The 26,028-nt window shown below is 70.8% G+C and carries 23 protein-coding genes; 10 read left to right on the top strand and 13 right to left on the bottom strand.

Annotated features, from left to right (window positions below):
- Window positions 1-8: 8 nt before the first annotated feature.
- From RNC47_RS13215 to RNC47_RS13250, 8 genes are read left to right on the top strand one after another with little or no spacing between them, the layout of a single operon-like run.
- Window positions 9-896 carry a hypothetical protein gene (locus tag RNC47_RS13215; protein ID WP_311598519.1) on the top strand — a complete coding sequence of 296 codons (888 nt, stop codon included), beginning with the start codon at window positions 9-11 and terminating at the stop codon, window positions 894-896.
- Window positions 893-2,413: an ICP22 family protein gene (locus RNC47_RS13220; protein ID WP_311598520.1), complete on the top strand. Its 1,521-nt coding sequence runs from the start codon at window positions 893-895 to the stop codon at window positions 2,411-2,413. Before RNC47_RS13215 ends, RNC47_RS13220 begins: the two co-directional genes overlap by 4 nt.
- Complete coding sequence (locus RNC47_RS13225; RefSeq protein WP_311598522.1) at window positions 2,410-3,900, top strand: hypothetical protein; 1,491 nt, start codon at window positions 2,410-2,412, stop codon at window positions 3,898-3,900. Before RNC47_RS13220 ends, RNC47_RS13225 begins: the two co-directional genes overlap by 4 nt.
- Window positions 3,897-5,261, top strand: coding sequence for a hypothetical protein (locus RNC47_RS13230; RefSeq protein ID WP_311598524.1), 1,365 nt, complete (start codon window positions 3,897-3,899; stop codon window positions 5,259-5,261). Before RNC47_RS13225 ends, RNC47_RS13230 begins: the two co-directional genes overlap by 4 nt.
- On the top strand, window positions 5,258-5,497 hold the full coding sequence (locus tag RNC47_RS13235) for a hypothetical protein (RefSeq protein ID WP_311598526.1): 240 nt from the start codon (window positions 5,258-5,260) through the stop codon (window positions 5,495-5,497). Before RNC47_RS13230 ends, RNC47_RS13235 begins: the two co-directional genes overlap by 4 nt.
- A complete protein-coding gene (locus RNC47_RS13240) occupies window positions 5,494-6,948 on the top strand; it encodes a type IV secretory system conjugative DNA transfer family protein (RefSeq protein WP_311598528.1) in 1,455 nt (484 codons plus the stop codon). The genes RNC47_RS13235 and RNC47_RS13240 overlap by 4 nt, the downstream gene beginning before the upstream one ends.
- Window positions 6,945-7,427 carry a hypothetical protein gene (locus tag RNC47_RS13245; RefSeq protein ID WP_311598530.1) on the top strand — a complete coding sequence of 161 codons (483 nt, stop codon included), beginning with the start codon at window positions 6,945-6,947 and terminating at the stop codon, window positions 7,425-7,427. The genes RNC47_RS13240 and RNC47_RS13245 overlap by 4 nt, the downstream gene beginning before the upstream one ends.
- A gap of 45 nt (window positions 7,428-7,472) precedes the next feature.
- Window positions 7,473-8,348, top strand: a complete 876-nt coding sequence (locus tag RNC47_RS13250) for an IS5 family transposase (protein ID WP_311598532.1) — start codon at window positions 7,473-7,475, stop codon at window positions 8,346-8,348.
- Between the two features lie 55 nt (window positions 8,349-8,403).
- Here RNC47_RS13250 and RNC47_RS13255 read toward each other — a convergent pair whose 3' ends face one another.
- From RNC47_RS13255 to RNC47_RS13270, 4 genes are all read right to left on the bottom strand, one after another.
- Window positions 8,404-9,468, bottom strand: coding sequence for a uroporphyrinogen decarboxylase/cobalamine-independent methonine synthase family protein (locus tag RNC47_RS13255; RefSeq protein ID WP_311598533.1), 1,065 nt, complete (start codon window positions 9,466-9,468; stop codon window positions 8,404-8,406).
- Between the two features lie 371 nt (window positions 9,469-9,839).
- On the bottom strand, window positions 9,840-10,715 hold the full coding sequence (locus RNC47_RS13260; RefSeq protein ID WP_311598535.1) for a S8 family peptidase: 876 nt from the start codon (window positions 10,713-10,715) through the stop codon (window positions 9,840-9,842).
- Window positions 10,716-11,178: 463 nt separating this feature from the next.
- Complete coding sequence (locus RNC47_RS13265) at window positions 11,179-12,264, bottom strand: helix-turn-helix domain-containing protein (protein ID WP_311598537.1); 1,086 nt, start codon at window positions 12,262-12,264, stop codon at window positions 11,179-11,181.
- 70 nt (window positions 12,265-12,334) lie between these two features.
- Window positions 12,335-12,997 carry a hypothetical protein gene (locus tag RNC47_RS13270; RefSeq protein ID WP_311598539.1) on the bottom strand — a complete coding sequence of 221 codons (663 nt, stop codon included), beginning with the start codon at window positions 12,995-12,997 and terminating at the stop codon, window positions 12,335-12,337.
- A gap of 447 nt (window positions 12,998-13,444) precedes the next feature.
- On the opposite strand from RNC47_RS13270, the gene RNC47_RS13275 reads away from it, so the two are divergent.
- The gene (locus RNC47_RS13275; protein WP_311598541.1) at window positions 13,445-13,576 is read left to right on the top strand and encodes a hypothetical protein; all 132 of its coding nucleotides are present in this window, start codon (window positions 13,445-13,447) and stop codon (window positions 13,574-13,576) included.
- 151 nt (window positions 13,577-13,727) lie between these two features.
- Here the strand turns inward: RNC47_RS13275 and RNC47_RS13280 are convergent, their stop codons facing one another.
- The 3 genes from RNC47_RS13280 to mobF all read right to left on the bottom strand — a co-directional run bounded on the left by RNC47_RS13280 (window position 13,728) and on the right by mobF (window position 20,223).
- Window positions 13,728-15,437, bottom strand: coding sequence for a hypothetical protein (locus tag RNC47_RS13280; protein ID WP_311598543.1), 1,710 nt, complete (start codon window positions 15,435-15,437; stop codon window positions 13,728-13,730).
- Window positions 15,438-15,440: 3 nt separating this feature from the next.
- Window positions 15,441-15,839: a hypothetical protein gene (locus tag RNC47_RS13285; protein ID WP_311598545.1), complete on the bottom strand. Its 399-nt coding sequence runs from the start codon at window positions 15,837-15,839 to the stop codon at window positions 15,441-15,443.
- A 115-nt stretch (window positions 15,840-15,954) separates the two neighbouring features.
- Window positions 15,955-20,223 (bottom strand): MobF family relaxase, encoded by a 4,269-nt coding sequence (mobF, locus tag RNC47_RS13290; RefSeq protein WP_311598547.1) that lies wholly within the window; start codon window positions 20,221-20,223, stop codon window positions 15,955-15,957.
- A 328-nt stretch (window positions 20,224-20,551) separates the two neighbouring features.
- On the opposite strand from mobF, the gene RNC47_RS13295 reads away from it, so the two are divergent.
- Window positions 20,552-20,923, top strand: coding sequence for a hypothetical protein (locus tag RNC47_RS13295; protein ID WP_311598549.1), 372 nt, complete (start codon window positions 20,552-20,554; stop codon window positions 20,921-20,923).
- 3 nt (window positions 20,924-20,926) lie between these two features.
- Here the strand turns inward: RNC47_RS13295 and RNC47_RS13300 are convergent, their stop codons facing one another.
- The 6 genes from RNC47_RS13300 to RNC47_RS13325 form a co-directional block, all read right to left on the bottom strand.
- A complete protein-coding gene (locus tag RNC47_RS13300; RefSeq protein WP_311598551.1) occupies window positions 20,927-21,538 on the bottom strand; it encodes a hypothetical protein in 612 nt (203 codons plus the stop codon).
- A 130-nt stretch (window positions 21,539-21,668) separates the two neighbouring features.
- The gene (locus RNC47_RS13305; RefSeq protein WP_311598553.1) at window positions 21,669-22,283 is read right to left on the bottom strand and encodes a DUF6349 family protein; all 615 of its coding nucleotides are present in this window, start codon (window positions 22,281-22,283) and stop codon (window positions 21,669-21,671) included.
- A complete protein-coding gene (locus RNC47_RS13310) occupies window positions 22,280-22,693 on the bottom strand; it encodes a DUF6181 family protein (protein ID WP_311598555.1) in 414 nt (137 codons plus the stop codon). Before RNC47_RS13310 ends, RNC47_RS13305 begins: the two co-directional genes overlap by 4 nt.
- Window positions 22,694-22,773: 80 nt before the next feature.
- Window positions 22,774-23,142: a hypothetical protein gene (locus RNC47_RS13315; RefSeq protein WP_311598557.1), complete on the bottom strand. Its 369-nt coding sequence runs from the start codon at window positions 23,140-23,142 to the stop codon at window positions 22,774-22,776.
- 273 nt (window positions 23,143-23,415) lie between these two features.
- Entirely contained in the window at window positions 23,416-24,813 is a 1,398-nt protein-coding gene (locus RNC47_RS13320) for a ParB/RepB/Spo0J family partition protein (protein WP_311598558.1), read from the bottom strand.
- A 102-nt stretch (window positions 24,814-24,915) separates the two neighbouring features.
- A complete protein-coding gene (locus RNC47_RS13325) occupies window positions 24,916-25,437 on the bottom strand; it encodes a DUF6573 family protein (RefSeq protein ID WP_311598560.1) in 522 nt (173 codons plus the stop codon).
- Window positions 25,438-26,028: the final 591 nt, after the last annotated feature.

Below are 26,028 nucleotides of genomic sequence, written 5' to 3' on the forward strand. Positions count from 1 at the left end.
CGATATCGGTGAACGTACGTATCGACTACCAGCCCACCGGACGACCTGGCGGCGGCCGGCGAAGGAAGCCGCGGCCGGCGCGACGGCGCGGCTGGACCCTGGCCATGGCGGCGGGCGGCGGACTGCTGCTCGTGGTGGCCCTGCTCACCTTCCGGCCGGGCCCAGGGGCAGGCGCCGACGACGGGACAACCAAGCCTGGCGGTGGGGCGTCGGCGACGCGGTCCGCCGTGGAGATGAAGCGAGGTGGCGCGACCGGGTCCGCCGCGCTGGCCACGCGGAGCGTCGCCGGCCTGCCGCGTGGCTTCCCATCCTCGGAGGCGGGCGCCGTCGAGGCTGGGGCCGCTTTCGTCGCCTCGGTCTACGACCTGCACCGGATGCCGGCCGCCGAGCGCTGGTCCTACGTCCAGGACGCGATGACCGATCCGCCGCCGAAGCAACGGCTGGACACGGACGCCGTCGCCTTCCGGGCCAACCACCGGTTGGCCGAGACGGGAGAGGTCCTGGATGTGTCCGGTGAGGCGGTCCCGGGAGTGGGGTTCACCTCTCGGTGCCACCCGGAGCTGGGCGCCTACCGAGTCGAGGACTTCGAGACGGGCCGGGCGGAGGTCGACTACTGGATGCCGTGCCTCCTGGGCACGGTGGACGAGGTCGGGCAGGCCATCCACGTCCAGACCCGCTGGCAGATGGGCCGCATGACGCTGCGCTGGCACCGGGATGACTGGCGGGTCGACGAGCTCGCTCGGGGCCCGTCCGACGAGCCCGTCACGCCGCCCGACGAGGGGGAGCCGGCCACCACCCTGGCCGAGCGCGCGGCGTTGTTGGGTGCGGGCTGGCTCGCCTTCGCCGACGCGAGCGAGCGCCGTCCGGCCGAGGCCGAATCGGCGGCGCCGCGGTGAACGGCGCGCTGGCCGCGACCCGTTGGCGGCAGGTCGTCCTCGGCGTCCTCTTGGTCCTCTCGTTCTGGGGGAGTTCCGCGAACGCGGCCGTGGCCGCCAGCGGGGACGAGTGCGAGGACGCCCTACTCGGTGAGTGGGCCTGCTCGACGCTCAACGACATCCCCGGCGTCAACCGCGTCTACGAGTACCTGGGCGACGTACACCGGGACAAGGTCGAGGCCGTCACCGGCACCCTCGGCGACCTTGTGCCCGACAACTTCATCGAAGAGTGGGTCACGAGCATGGCCGAGTCCACGGTCACCCTGCTCGCCTACATCCAGGAGCTGGGCGAGAAGGCCACCAGGCCGGCCTTCGACCAGGCATGGTGGGCGTCGCAGTACGCCACCAGCTTCGGCCTCTCGCTGATCGTGCTCGCCCTCCTGCTCGTCTGGATCACCTCTCAACTGGCCGCGTCCGGCGGCTCCCTCGACGCCGTCGACCTCTTCCGACAGTCCGGCTGGCGGCTCGTGTTCGTCGTGCCGCTGATCTCGGCCGGCCCGCTTGCCCTGTTGGAGTTGCAGCTGGCCGCCAACGACCTGGCGCGCTTCTTCGCCGACGAGGGCACGGCCCACGCCGGCAGCGCGGTCGAGCGGCTGATGCAGCTGATCATCGACACGGCGGGCGACTGGGGCGTCTTCGGCGGCACGGTGCTGGCGCTCATCCTCTTCCTCTGCATCCTGTGCCTGGGCCTGGTGACGCTGATCGAGATGGCCATCGCCCAATGGGGCCTGCACCTGGGTTCGCTGCTGGTGCCGCTCGCCCTGGTGGCCTGGGTCTACCCGCCGTGGTCAGGCGCGCTGCGACGCCTGTCAGCACTCATCGCCGGCCTGATGCTGCTGCCCGCCTTCATCTACTTCTTCTTCAACACGATCTGGGCGGCGTTCGACTCGCTCATGCACGACCACCCCGAGGACGACGGGCTCACCATCCTGCTGTTCCTCGTGGTCGGACTGTTCATGATCGACGCGTTCCCGACCGTCGTCATGTGGCTGATGTCGATGGCCGCTCCGGGGGCCTCCGGCACGGAACCGCAGGTGCGGGGCGCGGTCGTCCACCCCTCGGGCGGCGAGATGATGGCCGGCCTCGCGGAGCGGTTCGAAGCCCGGATGAGCCGAGTCGGCACCCGCAGCACGACCGGTGGGGGCGGTCCTCCCTCGCCAGACCCCGACGACGACGGCACCGACTCCGCGGGCAGCTCGGGGCCGGCTGATCGCGGCGCCTCCGACTCCGGCCAGCCCACGACGGCCGGAGCCTTCGACAACGACGCCACTGCGTCAAGCGGCGCGCACGAGCCCGGCGAGGACGACGGCACAGACGACAGCCGGCCAAGGGGCGCCGACCCGGCCACGCCCGATGTCGCGGGCGACGACGGCAAGCCCGACGCCGAACACAGCACAGGTGCCCCAGCCATCCCGCCGGCCCGTCAACCCGACGCTGCCGACGGCCCAGACTCCGAGGAAGCGAGGGACGAACAATGAGCAGCACAGAGCGGACCTACGTGCTGGGCGGTGAGACACGACGACGCTCGCTCTTCGGCGCCGTCACCCCGCTACAACTCACCGTCCTCGCGCTCTACCTCCTGGTGTGGCTGTTGCTGCTCGTCTCCACCCAGTCCGTCGCCGTCCTCCTCCTCGGTCTGGTGGGCGGCTCGGTCGGCTGGCTGGTGTCACGTCGCCGCACCGCCGAGGGCGACTCCTGGGGCGCCGGGCTGGTGGACCAGGCGCACTGGCGGTTCGCGGGTGGGAGGCGCGGGCGGCCGGACTTCGTTCCCGGTCTCTCGCTGCCTCCCGAGCTGGGGGAGGTGCGGGTGCTCGGCTACGCCCCGCCCGCGGCGCCGAGTTCACCGATGGCGCTGATCCACCACCGCGACATGCGGCATCGTTCGTGGGCCGGCGGCCACCTGACCGCGACCTTCGAGATCGCCGGCGGAGGGGACGGCCTGTTGCCGACCCGGGCCGTCAACACCGCCGGCTACCTCTTCGAGCGCCTCCTGGGCGGGCTGTCCGGGGCGAACGTGCCCGTGGACCAACTCGACCTCTGCACCCGTGTGTTGCCCGTCCACACGGACACCTACCGCACGCATCTGGCGGGCCTGCTGACCGCCGACGTTCCGCCGCGCCTGCGCCGGTCCATGCGGCAGCTGGCCGGCTACGCGGCCGGAAACACCGAGGAGTACCGCAGCTTCGCCACCGTGCGCATGCCGTTGGACCAGCTCGCCGGCCGGCTGTCGGAGCCGGGGGACCTGGAGGCGTTGTGCGCCGAGACGTTCGCTGTGCTGGGCGACGTGGTCGGCCGGGTGGGCCGCGCCGGTCACCCGCTGCGCGCCGTGCTCGGGCCGCGCCGACTCGGGGCGTTGATCCGGCATCTCCACGACCCCGACCGGGACATCGACGACCTCGACGGCATCGACTCCGTCGCCGACGGCTGGTCCGGGACCCGCGTCCCCGGCCGGGACTGGGCACGCACCGAGGGCGTGTCGCGCCCCTGGTACCACGCGGTCGCGTCCGTGCCGCGCGACGCCTGGCCACTCCAACCGGTCAACGCCCGGTGGATGGAGCACCTGGTCACCGGCGTCCACCCGGCGACCATCCGCACCGTCCAGGTCCAGTGGCGCCTGGTGCCGAAGGTGTCGGCGCGGGAGAAGGCCCGGTTGGCGCTGACCTACGACACCGCCGACCGGCACGGAGAACGCCGGCGCGGCCAGGTCTCGACCGGCGTGAGCGAGGCGTCCATGTCCTCCTCCCGCCGCGTCCTGGACGACCTCCTCACCCCCGTCGTCGGCGGCGCCCACCCGGCGGTCCGCGTCCACGTCTCCGCCCTCAACCCTCAGGAACTCGCCGCCGCGCGGCTCCGCGTGACCGCCGCGGCGGAGAGCGGCGGAGTGACGCGCCTGCGGTGGCACACCTACCGCCACCACCAGGCGCTGCTGACCACCCTGCCCCTGGCGAGAGGCATCACCGCATGAGCACGACTACGCCGACCCCACCGCGCCCCCGTGGCCGCCTTCGGCAGTTCTTCGGTCGTGCCGAGCTGGAGCAGGAGACCATCTTCACCTCCACCCGGCAGGCCGCCGCACTGAATCCCGCCGTCGTCGCCACCCACCCCGCGCTGGCCGGCCCCATCACCGGCATCGACCTCGCCACCGGCCAGCCCATCACTACCGATCCGCACGCCCTCTACGACCAGGGCCGGATCACCAGTCCCAACGTCCTGGTCCTCGGCGACATCTCCTCGGGCAAGTCGTCCCTGGTCAAGACCCAGTACTGCGTCCGGCAGGTCGCCTGTGGCAAACAGGTCGTCGTCCTGGATCGCAAGAACCAGCAGGGCCACGGCGAGTACGAACGAGCCGCGACCGAGTGCGGAGTGGTCCCGGTGCGGTTCGCCAGGACCGGCGGCACCGCCATCAACCTCCTCGACCCCCGCATCTCCACCACCTCCGAGTCCGGAGGCGACGGCCGCGTCGGCCAGGACCGGCTGCTGCTGATGGTCGCCGAACACGCCCACGAGCGGACGCTCACCTCACGCCAGCGCTACGCCCTGCGCACCGCACACGCCACCGCCCTGCAACGAGCCCGGGCCGCCGGCCGCATCGCCACCCTCCACGACGTCGTCACCGCCCTCTACGACCCGGCACCCGACGCCATCCCCCGACCCCACCTACGCGACGAGGGCCTGGTCACCTGCCCCGACGTCATCACCTGGGGCCTGGACCTGGCCCTGGACCTCGAACGCTTCATCACCGGCGACCTCTCCGGACTCATCGACCAGGCCACCAGCGACGACCTCGACCTCACCGCGCCTCTCATCGTCTTCGACACCTCCGCCCTCCCCGAGGACTCACCCGCCCTCTCCCTCGTGATGGCCCTGGTCGCCACGTTCCTCTCCGCCGTCTGGGCACACCGCGACGGGCAACGCCTCATCGTCCTGGAGGAGGGCTATCACACCGCCCGCCTCGACAAGGTCGCTTCCGTCCTGCGCTCCCTCGCCAAGCGAGGGCGCGGCATCGGCCTGTCCTTCGTCACCGTCATCCACCACCTCAGCGACATCCGCGAGGACTCCGACGCCATGTCCCTCGTCCGCGAGGCCGGCATCGTGCACGTCTACCGCCAGTCCCGCGAGGACGACGCCGCCCAGGCCCTGCGCCAGTTCCGCCTCCCCTCCTCGCTCAGCACCCAACTCGGCGCGCTCGCGCAAGGCGTTCACGTGCTGCGCATCGGTCACGAACCCGCCCGCATGGTCCAACACCTACGCACCCCCCTGGAGATCGAGATCACCGACACCGACCAGGCCATGACCGGCCGCCCCCATCCCACGGAGACCGCGTGAACGCCCTCGCCACCTTCGCCGCCGTCCTCCTCGCCCTGACCGCCGTCTGCGGCACGGCCTACCTCCGCGGCAGACTCGCACGCCACCTCACCGCAGGCGTCCGCCCCACGACCCCGCACGCCGGCTTCGCCACCCCAGAGCAACTCCACGACCAACTCTCGGAGGCCGCTGTCCGCCGAGCCGGCGCCCAGGTCCGCCCAGGACTCCTCGTCCCACCCCCACGGACCCCCGAATGACCGTGGCCACCGACTACGGCTACTTCCTCGGCCACACCACCCGACCCGCCTGCGGACGGATGCCGCTCTACTCGCCCTACGACCAGGCACTCCGCGTCATCGGCCCGATGGGATCCGGCAAGACCTTCCGCTTCCTCGCCCGACTCCTCCGCGACGTCCCAGGGCCCGCTCTCGCCACTTCCACCAAGCCCGACCTGCTCGAACTGACCCTCGGCGCCCGCCGCCGACGCGGCCCGGTCGCCACCCTCGACCCCCAAGACCTCGTCCCCGGCCAGGAACCCCTGCGCTGGTCACCCATCCACGGCGCCCAGGACACCCTCACCGCCGAACTCCGCGGCCGAGCCTTCATCGCCGGCACCCGCACCCGCGCCTCCGGCGCCCAGGACGAAGGCGCCGCCCACTACCGCCACCTCGCCGGCACCTGGCTCTCCTGCCTCATCCACGCCGCTGCCCTCGACGGCGCCTCATGGCGCGACGTCCTGCGCTGGTCCAAACGCCCCGACGACCCCGCGCCCCGCCAGATCCTCCACCACCACCCCGGCGCTGGCCCCGAATGGGCCGAAAGCCTCCTCGACGCCACCACCGGCGACGAACGCGCCGTCGGCAACACCCGCTCCACCCTCGCCAACGCACTGGCCGCGTTCGCCCACCAACCCGTCATCGACGCCGTCGACATCGACCCCGAACACGCCACCGACATCGAGAACCTGCTCGATGCCGACGGCACTCTCTACCTCCTCGGCAAGGACAGCGCCCACTCCACCATCTCGCCGCTCGTCACCGCCATCACCGAAGACGTCCTCGACCGCGCCGAGCAACTCGCCGTCACCAAACCCCACCGCCGCCTCGACCCACCCCTGGTCGTCGCCCTCGACGAAGCCCCCAACATCGCCCCGCTGCCCTCTCTGCGCCAACGCGTCGCCGACGGCCGCGGCCGCGGGCTGTGCGTCATCTACCTCGTCCAGGGCTGGGCCTCAGCCGAATCCCGCTTCGGCCGCGACACCGCCAAGGAACTCGCCGCCATCACCAACAACACCCTCGTCCTCGGCGGCTCCCACGACGTCGCCCTCCTCAAGGACCTCGAAGCGCTCTGCGGCACCACCGAGGTCCACAAGACCTCCGCCACCCTCAACCGCGACTCCCGCAAAGGCACCCCCACCGGCAGCAGCCGCTCCCTCAACAGCGACCGCGAGCCCGTCCTCCGCGCCCACGAGATCCAGCACCTCGACACCGCCACCGGCCAGGCCCTCCTCCTGGCCGGCAACCTTCCAGCCGTCCTCGTCGAACTCCCACCCCTCACCCACCACCCCGACTGGCCCACCATCCAGCAGGAGATCACCGAGATCCGCACCCACGCCGACACCACCCGCGCGAGGCGCCGCGCCGACCGCGCCCTTGCCCGACAACACCACCACGACACCTGGCTGAACCGAAAGCGCCCCACCCCATGACCCGTATCCCCCGCTGGCCACCCCCACCCGCCATTGTCCGACTCGCCCTCCAGCCCGACGCGAACACCCCACCCGACGAAGCAGCACCCAACCCCTGGGACCTGTCCGCCCTCACCGGCGACCTCGAGACCGCCGTCTGGACCTGGCTCGACCAGGTCGCCCTCTGGCTCAACACCACCTACGGCCACACCGACGACCACGTCATCCCCGGCTGCTGGCCCCACCACCCCGCCATCGCCCACGAACTCGCCGCCATCGCCTTCACCCGCATCGACGTCTACACGGCGTCGACCGCCGCCTACATCCCCCGCTGGCACGCTGACCTTGACGACTTCTACCGCCGCGTGAGCACCAGCCTCGGCCCGAACTCGTCCTGCCTCCGTGGGAAGCACGATGAGCTACCCGACCAGTACACGGCCGATGCGGCAAACCTCGTCATCGGGCGGCGATCCATCCCAAGCCGTGGTGGCCGGCTCTAGGCCGTGTATCGGAAGTGGATCTTGGGCCGTGGATGATCATGGTCCATGGGTAGGGGAGATCTCACGGACGAGCAGTGGGCGGCACTGGAGCCGCTGTTGCCAAAGGGGGCGAGGGCGGGGCGGCCGCCCGTCTGGCCTCGGCGGCAGCTGATCAACGGCATACGGTTCCGGGTCCGGACCGGTGTTCCGTGGCGGGACGTACCCATCGAGTACGGGCCGTGGGGCCGGGTCTACGACCTGTTCCGCCGATGGCAGCGGGACGGCACCTGGCACCGGGTCCTCACCCGGCTCCAGTCCCTGGCCGACGCGAAGGGTGCGATCACATGGGACCTGAGCGTCGACTCCACGGTGTGCCGCGCTCATCAGCATGCGGCAGGGGCTCGGAAACGGAGTGACCTGCAAAAGGAGCCGCCCGGCGGCGTGTTGACCGAGCCCGGTGATCACGGGCTGGGACGCTCGCGCGGCGGGTTCACCACCAAGCTGCACCTGGCCGTCGAGCAGGGGCAGAAACCCATGTCGATCGTGGTGACGGCCGGGCAGCGTGGAGACTCGCCGCAGTTCGAGCTGGTGCTGGAGAAGGTCCGCGTGCCCCGCATCGGGCCGGGACGGCCGCGCGTCCGACCCGATCGCGTCCGGGCCGACAAGGCGTACGCCTCTCGCAGAAACCGCGTCTACCTGCGCCGCCGCGAAATCCGCTGCACCATCCCCGACAAGGCCGACCAGGCACGCAACCGCCGGAACCTCGGCTCCCGCGGCGGCCGGCCGCCGCGCTTCGACCCGGCCGACTACCGCGAGCGCCACGCGGTCGAGTGTGGGATCAACCGACTCAAGAGACACCGGGCCGTCGCCACGCGCTACGACAAGCTCGCCGTCCGCTACGAGGCGACCGTCGTCGTCGCTGCCATCAACGAGTGGCTCTGACCGAGTGCTTCACCTGACGGGAGTCGCCAGGTGAAGCACGCATCCGCGGGCGTGGTTACAGGCCGAGGGCCGCGGCGGCGAGCGCGGTGCCTCGCACACGGGCCTCGATCTTGGCGAAGGCGAGGTCTCGCGAGGTGGAGGTGTCGTCGGCCCAGGGGGAGAAGCCGGCGTCGTCACAGCTGCCGAGCTGTTCCACAGGGATGTACCGGGCGGCGAACAGGATCCGGTCGCGTACCTCTTCGGGCGTCTCCACCGTCGCGCTGATGGGGTCGGTGACGCCGACGAACACACGGATTCCCGGACGCAGCTGGTCGGCGACGATCGGGAGGACGCGCTCGGGGTCGGGCTCGCCGGCCAGTTGGAGGTAGAAGCTGCCGACCTTGAGCTGGAACAGCTTGGGCAGCAGTCCGGCGTAGTCGACGTCGAGGCTGTGGGTGGAGTCCATGTCGGCGCCGGGGTCGGTGTGGACACCGAGACGGGCCCGTTCGGCCTCGCTGAACCGGCCGAGAACCTCGTTGTTGAGGGCGATGAAGTCGTCCAGGACGCCGCCGGACGGGTCGAGCTTCAGGGCCAGCCGGCCTTCGGTGAAGTCCAGCTGCACGCAGTGCGCGCCCGCGTCCAGGCAGCCACGGATGTCGGCCTCGGCCTCGTCAACGAGATCGCGCAGGAACGCCTCACGGGAGTATCCGTCGATCGGCTCGGACGGGTAGAGCAGACTCAGGGCGGAGGGTGCGACGACGGACTGCTTGACCGGGCGGGCGGTGCGCCGGCTGGCCTCCCGGAGGTAGGTCTCGGCGCGGACCTGGTAGCTGAACGGGCCGGCGGTCAGCCGGGGCAGCTGCCGGGTATGGCCGTCGGCGAAGGAAATCACCATGCCCTTGGGGTCGAGGGAGGTAAGCCCGTCAAGGGGGTAGGTGATCGTGCTGGGCTTGGCCTGGTCACCGTCGACCACGACCACGCAGCCCAGCTCCTCCAGCCGGGCGAGGGTCTCGGCGACCGCCTTCTCCTGGAGCGTGCGCAGTTCCGCCTCAGCCAGGCGTCCTTCGGCGTGCGCGGCAAGCGCCTCCTGCAGCTCACGCGGACGAGGAATGCTGCCGATCGACTCAGTGGGGATTGTCATGATCCGCACTCTAGGAGCCACCGACCACGCCCCGATCCGGTGTGCAACCCGCCCTGGCGGCGTCCCTCCCCCCCTGCTCCCCAAACCTCCACACGGAACCATCACCATGGGCCAAGCCCAGGGATTCACTCGATCGAGCAAGCGACGGACGGCCGCAGTTCACCCTGCCGATACACCAGAACACATCTCTGCGTACCCGGAGACCACGCCCCGCCCGCTTGGACACACAGCCCGCCAACTCCAGTGACAGCGGCCAGGTGGAATCCCCCACGGACGGCCAGTTATGACTCCCCACTGGCGGCCAGTTGCGGCTGGAGCGAGGGGGCCCGCGACGCCCCTTCAACGGCCCGGACTGGAGCCGGACAGCGGGTTCAGGAACCGAAGGCGTTGTTGTAAGCCAGCAGGTTCGAGCTGCCGGTGGGGATGTCCGACAGGGCGTCCTTGGTCGCCAGGGCCGTGATGGCGGCGCCGACGTTGGCGGCCGTGATGTCCTTGGAGGTGGAGATCAGGTAGGCCGCCAGTCCCGCGACGTGTGCTGCGGCCTGCGCAGTCCCGGACATGGTGTTTTCCATGGTGGACGAGCCGATCCAGGCCGACTCGACGTTGAGGCCGGGGGCGAAGAGATCGACGGGGCCGCCGTAGTTGGACGGGTAGGCGAGCTCGTCTGCGATGGAGCTGGCGCCGACGGTGAAGGCGCTGGGCGCACCGGCCGGCGAGCGATTGACGGCGTCATCGTTGTCGTCGCCGGCCGCGACGACAACGAACACACCCTGGGCGACCGCGGCGGCTACGGCCGCATCGAGCTCGGCGTTCTTCACCGTCACCTGGGGGGCCAGCAGGGCGACAGCGGGGCGGCCAACCTCCTGGGCACTCCGCGCGACAAATTCCAACCCCCTGATCAGGTCCTTCGGCTCCGCGGAACCGTCGGACCGTGCCACCTGGACGGCGTGCACCAGCGCCTTCTTCGCGACACCGAACTTCTTGCCGGCCACGATGCCGGCCAGGTGGGTGCCCAGACCGTTGCCGTCATCGTCCTCGTCCTCCTCATGAATGGTGAAGCCCCACCTGGCCCGGTAATCGAAGTCCACGTGGTTGATGTTGATGCCCGTGCTCAGGACATAGACGTCGACGCCGTCCCCGGCGGCGTCGTCGTACACGTACTGGCCGAAGGTCGAGGAGGTCAGCGTGTCGCGGTGGGAGATCCGCGCCAAACCCCATGGGGCCTGCTTCTGAGTAGTGATGGCCATCGAGTGATCCTCCATCGGTCGGAATCGCCGGTGCGCGTAAGCCCGCGCCCGCCGTGATCTTTCCAACCAGCCCCTGGCCCTCTTCTCCAGACAACAGGCACCCAAACCACCCGAACGGGGGATTCAAACGGCGCAGGACCCTCCAGTAGTCACTCTGAGCAACCAGATCGGCGGCTATCTGACTCCCCATCAAGTGGCCGCCTGCGGGGAATCTCAACTGGCCACTAACACTCCAGCGCGTTTCTCTCAACTGACTCGCTCAGTGGCGGTGACCAGCACTTTCGATACACGCCCTAGACGGCGCGACCACCAGGTACTGGCGAAGTCGCCGAGAGTGATACTTGAGAGGCGATCGTGCCCGCACCCGCGGACCGAAAAGCTCCAGCCCCGGCGTATTCGGCTCCTCAGCAACCCGACCCACGTACTCGCCGGCCCGCCAAGTCGCCGTGAAGCGAGACGCCGGTCACCGGACGAGCGTGAGCCTGTGATTTCGGGTGAGTGCGGGTCCCGTGCGTCCGCCTTCCACTGCGGTGATGGTCAGCCCGAACAGCATCTTATTGAGTTCGTCAACACTGATGGCAAGTTCGGCGGCAACGTCAGAGGCTCGTACTCCGGTAGATCGAAGTCCGCGAAACACCTTGGCGAGGACCTGCGATGTCTCATGCTTGATGCCAGCGGGTTCATCCGACCGATAGCCACGCTTGCTCAGCTCAGCGCAGGCGGAACGATACTGCCAATCAGAGAGCAGACCCAGGTCATGGAGCCGGTAGGTCAGGGCCATGGCCGAGACCCTCCAGATACGCTTGGCCTCCAGGATCTGGTCGACGTGAGCGCCGCGGGGCACGTGGCCCAAGACGCTGGAGGCAGGCATCAGGAAGGCGCTTGCGAACTCGTTGGCTTGCTTCTCTGCCGTTGGGCCGGTGCACGAGCGGTCGTGACCATGCATGACGAGGTGTCCGAGCTCGTGCGCGGCGTCGAAACGGCTGCGTTCTCCGGTCTTGCCTGTGTTCAGGAAGACGAACGGCACTGGACCTTGCCACACGGCGAAAGCGTCCACTTCGGCGTAGTCCGGGTCGAGCGAGAAGACCCTCACCCCGTGCGCTTCCAACAGATGGATCATGTTCGGTGCTGCTGCTGATCCCAGTCCCCAGCGTCTACGGACCATCTCGGCAGCCGTCTCGGGGTCGGGTTTGCCCAAGGTGGGGACGTCAACGACGGGTAGTCGGAATCGCGACTCGATCCACTCATGCAGCTGAGTTGCGAGGCCGCCGGCAGCCCTGGCGGCCTCGAGCACCCTGGGGGGTGTCTTGCTGCGCGCGCGCCAGGAGATGCCCTCAGCGGGAAGCTCGTCGATCTCGGGTGCCGAGAAGAACGCGACAGGGAAGTCCAGGGCGGTTGCCAGACGACTGAGCGTGCTCGTCCGTGGCCTTGTACGCCCGGTCTCGTAGTTGGAAAGACTCTGGAGGGAGACTCCGACGGCCTCCGAGAGTTCCGCGAGGGTCAGTCCTCGTCGCTTGCGGGCCAGGGTGATCCGTGAGGGCGTGACCATGGTGCATCTGCCTCGGGCGGTCGTTGAGGTGTGGCGCCGAACGGGTCAGCGCCACACCTGGGCGGTGGTGTCAGCGGAAGTCGATCGGGATGTCGATCTCGCCGGGCCCCTCGTCGTCGTCCGGCTTGCGGACTCCGTCCATCTCCAGAACCGGGAGCGGGATTCGATCTTGCCACTTAACCACATACCCCTTCTCCACTTTCAAGGGGAGGGAGAGCTCACTGTGGATTCGTACGGTCTCACCGACTTGGACCCGGTAGGACAGCAGGAACCACTTGCTCAGCCGCTCGAACTCGCCCGGCTCCAGATGCGTCTCGTCGCGCTTGGAAGGAGGATCGAAGAGGCCCAGCTGCAGAGCGTTGTTCTCGGCTGCCCGCTCGGTCGCCGCACCGCGGGCGTGCAGGTTCCTCGGCCCGTATCCCGGTTGTCCGGTCGCCTCGTCACCGGGCATGACTCCGATAGCGATGGTCTTCGCGGGGTTGCAGACCAGCTCCAGCCGGTCATGCAACAGCCTCTTCCACCCCTCGTGCCGGATGTGCATCTCTCGCAGAACGCGGACGTGCTCCTGGTAGGCGCGCGTGCCTGCCGTGTTGGCCGGGTGGTTCGGCGTTGCAGTACGCCGCTCGGCCTCGCCGGCGTACAGCGCCGGGTGCAGGTACTCCCAGCGCGTGCCGAGGGCTGCGAGTCGGGCTTGAACACCGTCAGGTACGGGCGCGAACAGGGGCTGGTCCAAGAGTGACCTCCGGGGATCGGGAGCATGGTCTTATACGAACACTACCGCAGATGAGGTTAGTTCTTTATAAGAGGAGGGTGTCTTGGGCAGACGTCAGGCTGCCGCTAGCCAGTCCAGAGTTGGAGCGGAGAGACCGCCGTCGCTCGAATGCGCCTGTTGTGGAACAAGTGTGCGCTACCGCCACAATCGAGGACCAGGACCACGCCGTGGTGTCGCACTGGCGACAGCGGTCGCACGGATCCGCACCGGACATCCAGCTGGCCCAGGCCGCTGCCGAGGCAGACGCCTACGCGGTCGCCACCGAGCGGCGTGCCCGCCAGCAGGAGGGCAGGCCGCCGCGCTCGCCGCCGTCCTTGGCGCCACAGACTCCCCCGCCCGCTGGTAGCACGCGGCGCTCGTCGACCAGCTCGACGCAGCGACCGCCACGTCCAGGCAGCCGCCTCCGAGGTGGCGCTGGCCGAGCGTCACCAGGTACTGGAGGGCTACCGCGACCGGATCCGTCGCGTCGAGCAGCGCCTCGGGCAACGTCGCAGCGCCCTGGTCGGTCAGCGCGGTGAGCTGCGCGAGGTACGAGACTGATTCCAGGGCCAAATCAGCGGACGCACTGCGACCGCCGGGCGGCTGCTCGACGCCGCCCGCGAACAGCGCCGCAAGGCCGGCATGATGGCACACGAGCTGCGTGTTACCTCCGCTGCGGACCTGGATGGGAGTAGGGGGTTCTTCTCATGGATCAGATGGGTGGCGTCCCGTAGTGATGTGCGGGGTACCGAGGATGGCGGACGGGTGGGGGGTGGGCGCTGGGGAGTCCTTCGGGGTGTTCGTAGGCCAGGCGCAGGCTGCGTTCGATGTCTCGGCGAGCTGCGGGCATGCGGTAGGCGGGTACCCAGGGCTCAGCGGTGTTGGTGATGGCCGGCGCGTTGATGCCGGGGATCTTGGGCGGGGTGGACGGGCGCGGTGCGGCGAGCCGGTGGACGAGTGCGTCGAGGCGGGCTCGTGGCGCGTCGGCTCCAGCTGCCGTGGCGCCGTTCACCATCAGGCGGGCCGCCGTCTTCGCGTGGTCGGCTGCGGTGTGGAAGACGCCGAGGAGGTGGTCGAGTTGGCGGGGTGAGACGGGGAACCAGCGGGTTCGGCTCTTGGCGCGGAAGGGGCGGTGCTCGATGGAGTCCGTCACGAGGTTGTGCTTGATGGTGTGGAGCAGGTGGGGCCCGGCTTGGGCGAAGTGTTGGCCGAGGGCGGGGAGTCGGTGGAGGTCGCGGAGGAGTGGGCCGATGCCGCCGGTGTCGTTGAGGATGTCGGCTGCGGGCCGAGGCTGGGGGCGTGGCGTGGTGGGGGTCCACTGCGCGCCGTAGAGGAGCTGGCCGATGCGGACGCTCGCGGTCTGGACGCTGATGGCGGCCGGGTGCGGGCTGGTCTTGGGCATGAGGGCGACTCGGCCGGCCTGGACGTCGACGTAGTTGTAGCGCGGCAGGGCCGGGTGCTCGCGGGGGTCGGTGATGTCGACGATTCTGCGGAACGTGCAGTCCAGGTCTCGCCAGCTCTGGGCCGTGGTGCGGAGGCCGTCGGCGGCGGCGCGCAGCTGGTCGCCGAGTTCGGGCGGCTGGTGTTCGGCCAGGTGGAGGAGGATGCGGCCGGTCAGCAGGTGGCCGAGGGCGAGGCTTCGGGCGATCCGTGGCAGGTCGGAGCCGCTCAACGGGCCTGCGGCGGCTCGGTTGGCCTGGAAGATGGCGCGGATCACGCGGTCGCACTCCTCGCCGACGCGGGCGAGGGTGCCGGGGATGTCGGGCTGGAAGGCGTGGTCGACGACGAGCGCCGGGGCGGGCGTCAGCTCGGCGAACTCGACCATGTGGTCGGCGTTGGCCTGTCGGCCGAGGACGATGGCCTGGCGCAGCGCCTGCCGGGCCTGGCGCAGGGCTGAGCGCAGGCTGGGGCTGTTGGTCACTTGTGCCAGGCGTTCGATGAAGAATCCGAGCTCCCAGGCCACGTCGGTGACGCGGTAGAAGACGTAGCGCTGCGCACCGGCGGAGGCCAGGAGGTTGAGGTAGGGGGTGAGTGGCTCGCCGTCGGGGCCGCGGTGGCTTCTCAGCAGGTCACGGGAGATGCCGAGGTAGGTTGCCGCGGTCTGAAGGTGTCCGGCGGGTTCGCCGGCCGGTCCGCTGACGACCGCTGATCGTCGCAGAGCCTCTGCCAGATGGTGATCGGCAACGGCGAAGTGGGCGCGGATGTCGGCGAGCGCCCGGCTCATCACCGTGACCGACCCGGGCACTCGTGCCGCGTCTCGCGCGAAGGTGTCGGGGTAGGTGCGGAGGGCGGCGAAGAACTCCTGCGTCTGGAACAGCAGGGTGCGGATCTGTCCGGCCTCGGGGATGGCCGGGACGGAGCGCGTCGCGGTGTGCAGCGCTTCGATGGAGGCGTCGAACGTGGAGCCGAGCGTGATCGGCATGCGTCAGGGCGTCCGGATCGACTCGAGCGACAGCGCGGCCTTCTCGGCCAGGGCGGCGGCGTTGAGCACGGAGTCGGTGGGGACCTGGGGATGGTTGCTGAGCTCGATCAGTGCGCGGTGGACGTGCCTCAGCAACTCCGCGCAGCTGTCCAGGGCTTCGTCGCGTGATTCTGGAAGGGGCGGCGGGCTGCCGGTCTGCGGGGGGAAGAACATGTCCCTGCCCTCGGTGCAGATCTGGGCGGCGGCGAGGGACTGGAGCTCGTCGAACCCGTCGGTCCATGCCACGGCGTCGGCTGCCTGAGCGCCGAGGTCGAAGGCTTCCCAGCTGGCGTCCAGGACCTCGATGGGCTGGTCGCTTCGCAGCGCCTCGTGTAGTTCGGCCAGGGGAGCGGGTGCGCTCATAAACGTCTCACAGGTCGATCAGGGGGTGGAGTCAGGGTTCATTTTCCTGTGTGAACGGGCGTGGGTGGGGTGATTGGCACGTCGCTGGTAAGGGTGAAATCCGGCTGTCGCGGCGTCAGAGGCCAGGAGATTCGGGCTGGTGTGGGTCTCGGCCGACGTCCGGGCCGGAGGGGCGGCGGTAGTAGGCGTCGCGGAGGCGGGCGTCGGCGGCTGCGCGTTGGGCTTGGCGGCGGCGGAGGTCGGCGGCGCGGCGGGCGTCGGTGCGTGCCGTGAGAAGGCCGGGGGCCAGTCGTTCCACGTGGCGTCGGGCGGCTTCGCGTTCGGTCACGGCGTGGTCGGCTTGGTGGCGGGCCTGGGCCGCGCGTCGTAGCAGTTCGGCGGCGTCGGCATGGGCGCTGGCGGAGTTGGCCGATGCCGCAGCGGCGGCGGCGCGGTTGGTGGCGTCTTCGGCTCGTTGGAGGGCGCGGGTGGCGGCCTGGTCGGCGGCGTGCCAGCGATCCGCGGCCTCCTGCGCGGCGGCGCTGTGGGCCGCGCCGGCCTGGCCGCGTGCGACGGTGAGGTCGGGGCGGACGGTGGTGGGCGGTGTCGCCAGGCGCCAGCGGGCGATGGTGCGAGAGGCCCTGCGGTAGTCGGCGGCTTGGACGGGTTCGGTCGGGTGCGTGCCGAGGGCGACGTGCTCGGCGGCGTGGTTCCAGAGGGTTCGGTAGGTGGCGATGGCCTGCGCGGCTTCGTCCCACCCGGGGCGGAGCCGGTCGCCGGGGCCGGGGCGCGGGCCGAGGGCATCGAGCCAGGCGGGTGCCCGCGCGGCCAGCCGGGCGGCGAGCAGCGGCGTGGGCTCGTCGGTGGGGCGTTGGGCGGCGCGCCAGAGGCCGCGGAGGTGGCCGTCCTCGACGAGAGGCGCGGGGCCGGTGGGGTCCGTGCCCTGGTAGTCGGCCAGGTCGCGGTAGGCGGCGGCTGCGGCGAGGCGATCGCGCCAGGCGACGGCGTCGGGGACGGTGGTTGGTTCGGGGCCGTAGGCGGCGGCCCAGCCGGTACCGGCGTTGGCGTCGCGTTGGGCTTGTTCGGCGAGAACGGCGGCTCGTTCGTGGAGCTGGCGAGCGAGGGCGTGGGCGTAGGTGCGGCGGTCGTCGTGCGGGGCCGGTTCGGGGAGTCGAAGGCCGACCGCCGCGAGCACGTCGGTGGGGTCGGCTGCCGGGGCGGTCTCGTAGCCGGCGGCGGTGGTGGGCGTGGGGGCGTCCGGCTCCTGGCGGAAGGCGTCGGGGCTGCCGCCTTCGGCCGGGTCGAGGGCGCGGCGGTTGCGGGCGTGGACGATGGCTGCGGCGTCGTCGACCGGCGCTCCGTCACGGGTGAGGAAGTCGCGGGCGAAGTAGGTGTGCTTGAGCAGCCGGTCGGTGTCGATGCCGGCCTCGGCGAGTTGCAGGAGCTGTGCGTGCAGGGCGGGCCAGGCCGGCGCGCTGGAGAGTTGGCGCGCGGCGGCGGGGCCGAGGAGGCGGGCGATGGCGTCGATGGTCTCGGCCTCGGCGATGTCGCGCAGGACCTGCCGGAGGCGGGGTTCGTGGGTGCGGAGGGAGTCGGCCTCGTCGAGCGCCGCTCGTTGCTGGGCCGTGGCCGAGAGCTGGGTGCCGTCGGCCGCGACGACGGCGGCCCAGAGCCGACGGCCGGTGCGGTCGGGTGCCGGTTCGCCGCTCTCGACGTCGACCTGGTCGCGGCAGACGAGGTAGCCGTGGTTCTCCAGCGAGCCTCGGGTGAGGGCGGGGTAGGCGCTGTTGCGGTCCATGCCCGGCACGATGAGGGCGTGGCCGGTGTGCACGGTGACGCCCTGGGCGCGGGTGTGGGTGATGGCGTAGCCGAGTTCGGCGGCGGTCGCGCAGTAGTCGCGCGGCAGGGTGACGCGGCCTCCGGTGAGGCTGTGGCGGACGTCGAGGTCGCCGTGTTCGGTGACGGAGACGACGGTCCAGATGTCGCCGTTGCGCACGTACTGGCGGGTTCGGTTGTGGCAGGTGAGGCGTCGATCGTTGGCGCGGGTGACGAGCTGGTCGCCGGCTCCGGCGCGGTTGCCGTCAGCCAGGTCGATCGTGGTCGTGTCGTCGACGAGTCCGGCCTCGACGCGGGCGGTGCGGGCGACGTGGGAGAGCTTGGCGGCGAGCGCGTTGGTGGGGGTGAGCAGGATGCTGGTCAGCCCTTCCGCGGTGTCTCTGCACCAGGCCGTGTATGCCTGCTCCAGCAGCGCGTCGAGCGAGCCTTCGTGGAGTCGTCCGCGGGACGCGTAGGCGGTCCAGGCGGCGTCGCCGTCACCTGCCGACAGGGCCCGGGCGGCTTCCACTTCCCAGCGCCGGGGCGTGCCGTCGGCGTTGCGGAAGCGGCGGACCTCGGTGAGGCGCAGGGCTCCGGCGTCGCTGGCGATGAGGTCGAGCGCACCGCCGGCGCCCGGGGCACCGAGCTGGCAGGGATCGCCGATCGGCAGCAACCGTCCGCCGGCGTCCGCGACCTGGCCGAGCACGGCGTGCAGGTCGCCGGTCGCCGCTTGGCCGGCCTCGTCCACGATGACGATCGCGCCGGCAGGCAGCGTCCACTGCGGGGCGCCGGGGGCGTAGACCTCGGACATGAAACGCCAGCGGGCCAGGTTCTCGGCGCGGATGCCCGCCTTCTCCGCGAGGTTGTCGGCCTGCACCTGGCCGCCGGCCAGCCCGAGGACGGGGATGCCGTGAGCGTCGGCGACCTCGCGGACCAGGGCCATGATGGTCGTCTTGCCGGTGCCGGCGCCGCCGGTGACGGCCTGGACGCGGGTGTCGCCGGTGAACACGGCGCGGACGATCTGCCGCTGCTCGGCGGAGGGCCCGAAGCCGCGGGCCACGTCGCCGGCCGCGAGCGCCGCGTCTACCTGTTCGGTGGTCAGGCGCCGCACCGGGGCGGGCCGCCGCGCGGCCTCGACGAGGTCCATCTCGGTGGCCCTGAGGCGGTGGCTCGTGTAGCGGGCGGCGCCGTGCTGGACGAAGACCGGAGTGCCGTCCGGCCGGAGGTAGCGAGCGGGCACGGGCACCGGCTCCGGGGGTGAAATCAACTCGCACCGGTCGGGGTGCAGCACGTGCTCGACGACCCGGTCGACCAGCCCGCCCCACTCGGATCGCAGGTGCCAGCCGGCGGCGACCAGCTGGCGGTAGGTCTCCGCCTCCGCGTTCGCCCGCGTCCAGGACTCCCGATCACCCTCCAACGTGACGAGGACCCGCTCGACGACCTCCGGCAGCGGGGTGATCTCGTGCTGACGGGCGGCGGCCCGCGACGCACGCCAGGCCAGGACGAGCCAGCGCCGTGGCCGGCGCACGCCCAGCTCTCGCGCGCGGGCCCGCCACTGCTCACGCTCCTCCTCGACGCCATGCACCTGCTTGTCCGGGCGCGCGGTCAGCGCCGCCCGTTGGGCCAGCTCGTACTCCTCCGGCCGAGACGGCTCACGGCCATGCAACTGGCGGAACTCGTGCAGCAGCGCCGTCAGATTCCGCTCGGTCTGCGCGCGCCGCGCGGAGAACGCCCGAACTACCACGTCCGAGACGCCGAGGAACTCCCGCACCGGCCGCTTGTCCTGCCGGATCGTGTCCGTGCGCGGCGCGGCCAGGACCCCGAACTCCTCGAACATGCCGCGCTCGATCTCGGCCGTGTACTGGGCGGACAGCGAGACGACGAGCCGGTGCAGGTGCCGGGCGTCCAGGGCGAGCCAGCGGCCATCCTCCGTGCGCACCTTCGTCGAGATCGCCACGTGCCGATGCCAGTCGGGGTCCCCGGCCCGGCTGGAACGGTGCTCGAAGCCGGCCGCGATCAGGCCCTCGCCGCGAAGCTGCACCACTCCGCCAGGGCCGCTCCTGGTCCAGCACGCCTCCCGCTCGACCCGAGCGAACACCCTCCGGAACGCGGCCCGCTCGACCTCTTCAAGCCGGGCGCGCGTGGCATCGTTCGCGGTGCCCCACAGCACGGCGAAACTCTTGACCGGCGAGAACACCATCTCCCATCCCGAGCGGGCCGTGCGATTGCCGACCTTTTCGGCCTGCTCGCGTAGCTGTTCGCGCCGCGCCGCGGATGCGTTCGGCTCGGCCCCCAGCAGCGCTGCCAGGTGCTCGTCCACCGTCGGATACCTCGGCCAGACCCGGCCCAGCGGTCGGCCGTTGGTGGGGTCGACGCCGTCCTTGAACAAGGCGTCGGCCGCCTCCTGGGAGACCTGCCCCCGCAGTCCCAGCGCCGCGGCCTGACTACCCAACCACCGCCCCGGGGTGTCACCGCCCGAGGCCCAGTACGCGGCGGCCTCGCTCCGACCGATCGTCACGTCACCGGAGGCGACGGTGCGCAGCAGATAGTCGATGCCCGAGCCGGCACTGATCGGATGAAGCGTGATCACAAGCCACCGCCCGATCCGTGCCGCCCGGCGGCACCGAGAAGGTGGCTGATCATGATCGGCAGCATAGGCCGCTGATCGGCAGATGCGCCGGAGTGCAAACGGTGTGCCTGAAAGATCTCTTCGAATTTCAGCTCCTTTGGAGCTGTACTGTGGGTTGCTGTTCGCTGTGCTGTCGTGTGGTCGGTCTTGTGCTCTCGCTGGCTCTCATTGATTTTCGCTGCTGCTCGTGGAATGCGCGTCTTGGGGGGCCGCCATCCGGGCGGGCCGCCGCGCCCGCCCGGGCGCGGCTCGTTGCGATGCCGGCGAAAATCGCAGCAGCATTCCGGGCATGGCATCGCGACATGACCGGGCGACGCAGGAAAGACGGCGTCGGCTGCGGGAGAGACAGGAGAACGAACGAAAGGAATTCCGCCGGCGTCAGCAGGCGCAGATGGCGGCGCTGAACGAGATCGACGGCGCGGTGGAGCGGTTCGAGGCGGCACACGCCGCCGTGGCGGCGGCGTTGGCGAACGCGGTCCAGGTGTTCCCGTCCGTCGAGGCCCTGGCCGAGGTGACCGCGTTCGACGCGAAGGAGATCCGCGCTTACGAGCGCCGGCACCGGCGCGAGCAGCAGGGCGCGCAGCGTCGGCCGGTCGGGGGTGAGCAGGTGCCGCAGCAGGCTTCCGGTGAGGCCGAGCCGGTGACCGTTCCGACCGGGTAGCGGTCAGCCTTCGGTGCGGACTTGGGCGATCAACCGTTCGGCGTGGCGTTTGGAGATCGACAGTTCGCTGGCCACCTGTTCGGCGGGTGTCTCGGCGTCGGCGGCCAGGAGGCGGCGGACGTGGGCGATGCGTTGCTGGGCGCGGTGGTGGCGGGGGTCGTTGGAGTGGTCGCGTGGGCGGGTGTCGGTCGCGCCGACGGGGCGGCCGCCGCCGGCTCCGCGTCCTGGTCGGGCGGTGAGCCAGGCGGGGATGGTCTCGCGGTAGAAGTGTGGGACGCCGAACACCTTCTCGTCGGGGCTCGGGCCGATTCCGTCGGAGATGTAGCTGGCCCAGGTCTCCGGCGTGGGGCGCTGTTCCTCGGGGATGGTGAGGCGTGCTTCCTCAAGGTCGAGGAGGTCCTTGAGGTGAGGCTTGGTGGGCAGGGGTGGGATGGGGCGGCCTTCGACGGCGGCGAGGAGTTGTTCCTCGTCCCAGATCCGTTGGCGGGTTCCCGGTCTGCTGAGGGTGGGGGGCAGTTTCTGCCAGGCCTTGCGGTTGCGGAAGGTGCCGAGCGCGATGCCGAGGAGTTGCGCGGCGCGGGCTGAGTCCGCGGGGGTACGTCCGGCGGGAATCACCCTGTGGCCTCGCTCATGTGTGATCGCTGTCGGTGCCCTTCCATGGAATCGCGGATCACGTCGGGGAATCAAACCGAGGTGCCCACCCGCCGCGTGAATGCGGTGGGCGGGCACTGGTGATCGGGAAGTGTCAGAAGAGCCGGTCGGGCTCGGCCCGTGTGGTCGTCGTAGTTCCGTGGTGGGGCGGCTTTTTGATGAACAGGCGGTAGCGCGGGTACCTGGCCGATGGGGGAAGGTGCAGTGCGTCGGCGCCGGGGCGCGTGCAGAGCAGGGGAGCGCCGGCGTCGGCCCATCCGGAGGGATAGTTTGCCGCGATGCTCCGCCAGAGCCGCTCGGCACGAGGCGGAGAAGCGACAGTCCGGAGGTCGAGCATGGGCAGGGAACGCCAGCCGGGGAAGGCGTGATCGTGGGCGTCTTCGACGGCCTGGTTGACCCCTTCTCGCCAGCCGCGTCCGCCGAGTTCCCTCCCCTCCCACGCACATCCGAGGCAGCCACCTCGATAGATCTCCTGGCGACGGTCGTCCACGTCGCGAGTCAGCAGCGTCGGCAGGTGACGGCCAATGGCGACCGGGCCGGTGCCGATGTCGGAGTACGCGCCGCCCGGGTGGCCGGGGGCGATGTGCCATGCGCGGCCGGCGGGCAGGAGAGCCTGTAGGGCGTGCGTTCGGGCATTGCGGATGCGCCAGTACTGGTGCTGCCGTTCGACGGCTCCGCGAGGCTCGACCGGGCCGGCGGTCGAGTTCACGGCTGCTGCTCCTCGCCTTGCCAGCCGACGACGAGCTTGAACAGGCTCCCGGCGGCGAAGAAGGCGGTGGACTCCTCGTCGTGGAAACGGGCTCCGTACGCGCGGCGGATGGCGGCGCGGGCGGCGTTGTGCCGGTCGTCCTCCGAGTCGATGTCGAGAACCGGGCGGAGCGCCGCGTAGCCGTGGAGGAGGAGTTGGCCTTCGACGGCCTGGCGGATCAGGTCGGGGCTGGCGGCGTCGTAGTCGGGCAGCGGGGAGCTGAGCAGGACTTGGGTGAGTTCGGCGGCGGCCAGTCGGGGCCGGAGGGGGATGGTGAGTCGGTGGGAGCCGTCGCGGCTCCTGGTCGCGTCCGGGGTGCGTCGGGCGGGGTCTTCGGGGAGGCGGTGGGCCTCGGGGGCGGGGTGGTGCATGACGAGCCCTTCGAGCGGTCGTTCAGATGACGCTGTTGCCGGGGTGGCCCCCCCCCGGGGGGGGCCCCCCCCGGGGGCGGTCAGGACTCGACGACGTGCAGCGAGGGGCGCTCGTGTTCCGCGTGGCGGTAGACGTGGCCGAGCGCGCCCAGGGCCAGGTCGCGATGCGCGGTGGTGCGGTGGAGCAGGCGGAAGAACAGCCCGTTGGCACGCTCGTGCACGCGGTCGTCGGTGTGCCGCAGCGTCACGATGTACGCCAGGGTGTGCAGGCCGAAGACATCGGACTCGATGAAGTCGCCCATGGGCAGACCGGTTTCCTCGGCGACCTGCTCCAGGTGCTCGAGCAGGAGCGCGGTCGCGTCGTGCAGCTCCTGTTCCGTGTAGCAGCCGGGGGCGGTGTCGAGGGGCTGGTCGTCGGAGTCGGTGACGAGGCGAAGGTGGTCCGTCATTGCGGTGCCCTTTCGGGTTGGTGGGTGGTTCGCGTCGGACCCGGGGCCAACCGGGCTCGACATAGATAACTTTACCAATCCTGAGCCACTTCGGCGGGTGTTTCGCCGCCGTGTCGCTGACGACTTCAGGACCGAAGAAGGCCGATAGACTGGGGTTTCTGCGTGCCTTCCCTCACGGGCTGGGTGCGTGGTTCGCTAGGAACGGCGGCCGGGCCAGCCCCTTCGCCGGGGTCCGTCCTCGTGGCGGACGGCCGCCGTTCCGTCGTCCGTCGGCTAGGAGCCGGCGGCGGTTGCCTCTTCGGTGGATGCCTCGGCCGGAGCGGTCTCGCTCATCCCGCACATCTCCCGTTCGATGTCGCTGAGGGTGTAGCCCTCGGCGGCCAGGAAGCGCAGCCAGGGCCGGAGCTCGCCACCGGGGCTTCGCCAGGCGTGGTCGTGCAGGACCTCGCTCTCGATCGCGGCGGCGGTGTGGGCGAGCAGCAGGCGCCAGCGTCGGGCCTTGCCGGTGCGGGCGATGAGCGGGCCGAACGGGTCGGAGGACCCTCGCTCCGCCTGCGGGTCGGGGACGCCGAGGAAGCGCGCGGTCAGGTCCGTGCGGTGTCGGCCGGTGAAGCGCGAGTACCCGTAGCCGACGCCGGTGATCAGGGACAGGACCACCGTCCAGGCGGTATCCGAGGCGGTCTTCCGGCCGCACAGTTCGGTGATGAACGCGAACCGAACCTCGCGGGCGGCCCGCCACGCCTTGTTGTAGGCGATGGTCCGCCGACGCTTGGCCGCCTCCGCCGCCCGGTCGACTGGCTGCCCGTTCTCCGCCGCCGCGCGCTTGGCGGCGTCGGCCTTCGCCTGCCGAAGCCGCTGCAGGGCATGCGCCCAGTGGCCGCGCCGCTTCCCCTGCTCCCGATCCAGCTCCTTGGCCCGGGACAGCGCGTCCAGGGCGCCCGGTACGTCGGAGACCTCCGCGTAGTCGGCCGCCTCGACCAGATCGAACGTCGCCGCGATGACCGACGACAAGTCCTTGTCGCTCAGCTTGGCCGCCCGGTTGGCCATGCGGATCTCCGCCGACCGGTACCCCAACGCCTTCGCGTGACGCTCGCGCTTTCCGTCGTCGAGTTCCATGAGCGCGAGCTGCGTCAGGGCCTCGACGTCATCGCGCTCGCTGGCAGCCGCGCGGTGAACGTTCTCCACCATGCTGGCCACCAACGCCTCGTCGTCCGCCCCGGCGAGGTCCTCCCGCACCAGGCAGGGGACGAGCGCGTACGGCTGCTTCTTCGCCTTCGCCTCCGCCGCCGCGAGAAGGGCGGCACCCAGCCGCCGCTGCCCCCAGATCACGCCGAGCGTCGCGCCATCGGCCTGGGGACGGACCAGGAGCGGCACCTGCACGCCCATCGCCTTGACGCTCGCGACCAACTTCCGGTCCGGCGCGGTGTCGTCCCCCGACCGCCGCTTCTTGCGGTGGTTGAACGGGTCGATCACCAACTCGTGCGGGTCCAGGTACTCCAGGCGCCCGACATCGCGGCGAACAGGCTGCGGCGCGACGGCCGCCGCCTCGCTCGTCACCTTCGCTGTCGCCCGCCGCCGAGCAGCCGTCCTCGGCACGGCCGACTTCTTCGCCGGTCGCCTGTCGTCAGCGGCTCCGCCCGGGCTCTTCTTCTGCGTGGTGGTGCTTCCCATCACGATGTTCCTTCCTTGCTGATGAGTGGAGGTGTGGTTCGCCGGTGTGGGGGCGGCAGGGCCAGCTGCCGCCCCCACACCTTGAGAGGGCTTCAGCCCGCGTCAGTCCTCGTCGGGCAGCATGACGGTCAGCACCGGCTCACCCGAGTCCCCGGGCCCGATCTCCACGGCCAGCACCGTGCGGCGAGCCACCCTGGCCCGCCCGGCGCGCGGAACCCGGTACAGCTCGGCCAGACAACGCCGACCGCCGCCACCCGGGGCGCGGAGCACAGCGAAGCGGACCATGTGCAGCACGTCCCACAGCCGCCCGGCCTCGTCCTGACGCGTCCCCTTGCGCTCGTTGTCCTCCTCGCTCCAGGCCACGCAGTCGCCGTACGCGGCGGCCGTCAGCGCCACCGGCAGCCGAAGCCCGGCCTGCCGCGCCAACTCCCCATCGACAGCCACCAACACGCCGTCCGCAAGGGCATCCGCCCTGGAGTACACGTGCACGACCTCCCGGTCGCAGTCGGCGCCGCGCGCCGTCTGGGGCGTAGCAGGTTGCTGCGGGGTCCAGCGCATCGCATCAGCGCTGACCTCCCAGTCCCTGCCGACCCGGCCGGTGCCGGTAATGGACTTGGAATTCATCGGAACTTCTCCCCTTTGGGTGGATGCGTGATTCGCGTCGAATTCGGGGCCAACCGATCTCGACAGAAATAACGATACCAAATCCGGCCCACTCTTTGGGGTGAACGCGCCCGGTTTTTCAGGCAGTTTTTGGTCCTCTAGCGGCGAAGCTCCGACATGATCGCCGGCCGACCCCCGGCAGGATCCGGCAGCAACTAAACGTTAGAGCAAGAGCTTATAAACGCGGCGCGCACCGATTACGCGTACCGCAACTAGGGGCGCGGCAGCGGGTGCGCGCTACCCGAGTCGGCGACGGCGGTGCGGCCCTGCACGTCGATCATCCGCGCGCCCACCCGGCGCCGAGCGCCAGTCGCAACAACGTTAGCGGTCACCGCGACGGCAATCCGGGAGGCGACCCCTCCCCCCGTAGCCAGCCCTTCTCGTTCATTAGTGGCGGCCCGAAAGCCGGCCGCGGCGGACGCCCTAGGTGTATTGATCACGAGCGTTGTTGACACTCGTTGGGGCTTGATCATGGCGAAGACCTCCGATGTGGTGGAGCTGTCTAGGACTGCACCGCATGGAGGTCTTCGTGTCCCACCGTAATGCCCGGCT

Origin of the sequence: Streptomyces millisiae (assembly GCF_031845425.1) — a bacterium.
GTDB lineage: Bacteria > Actinomycetota > Actinomycetes > Streptomycetales > Streptomycetaceae > Streptomyces > Streptomyces millisiae.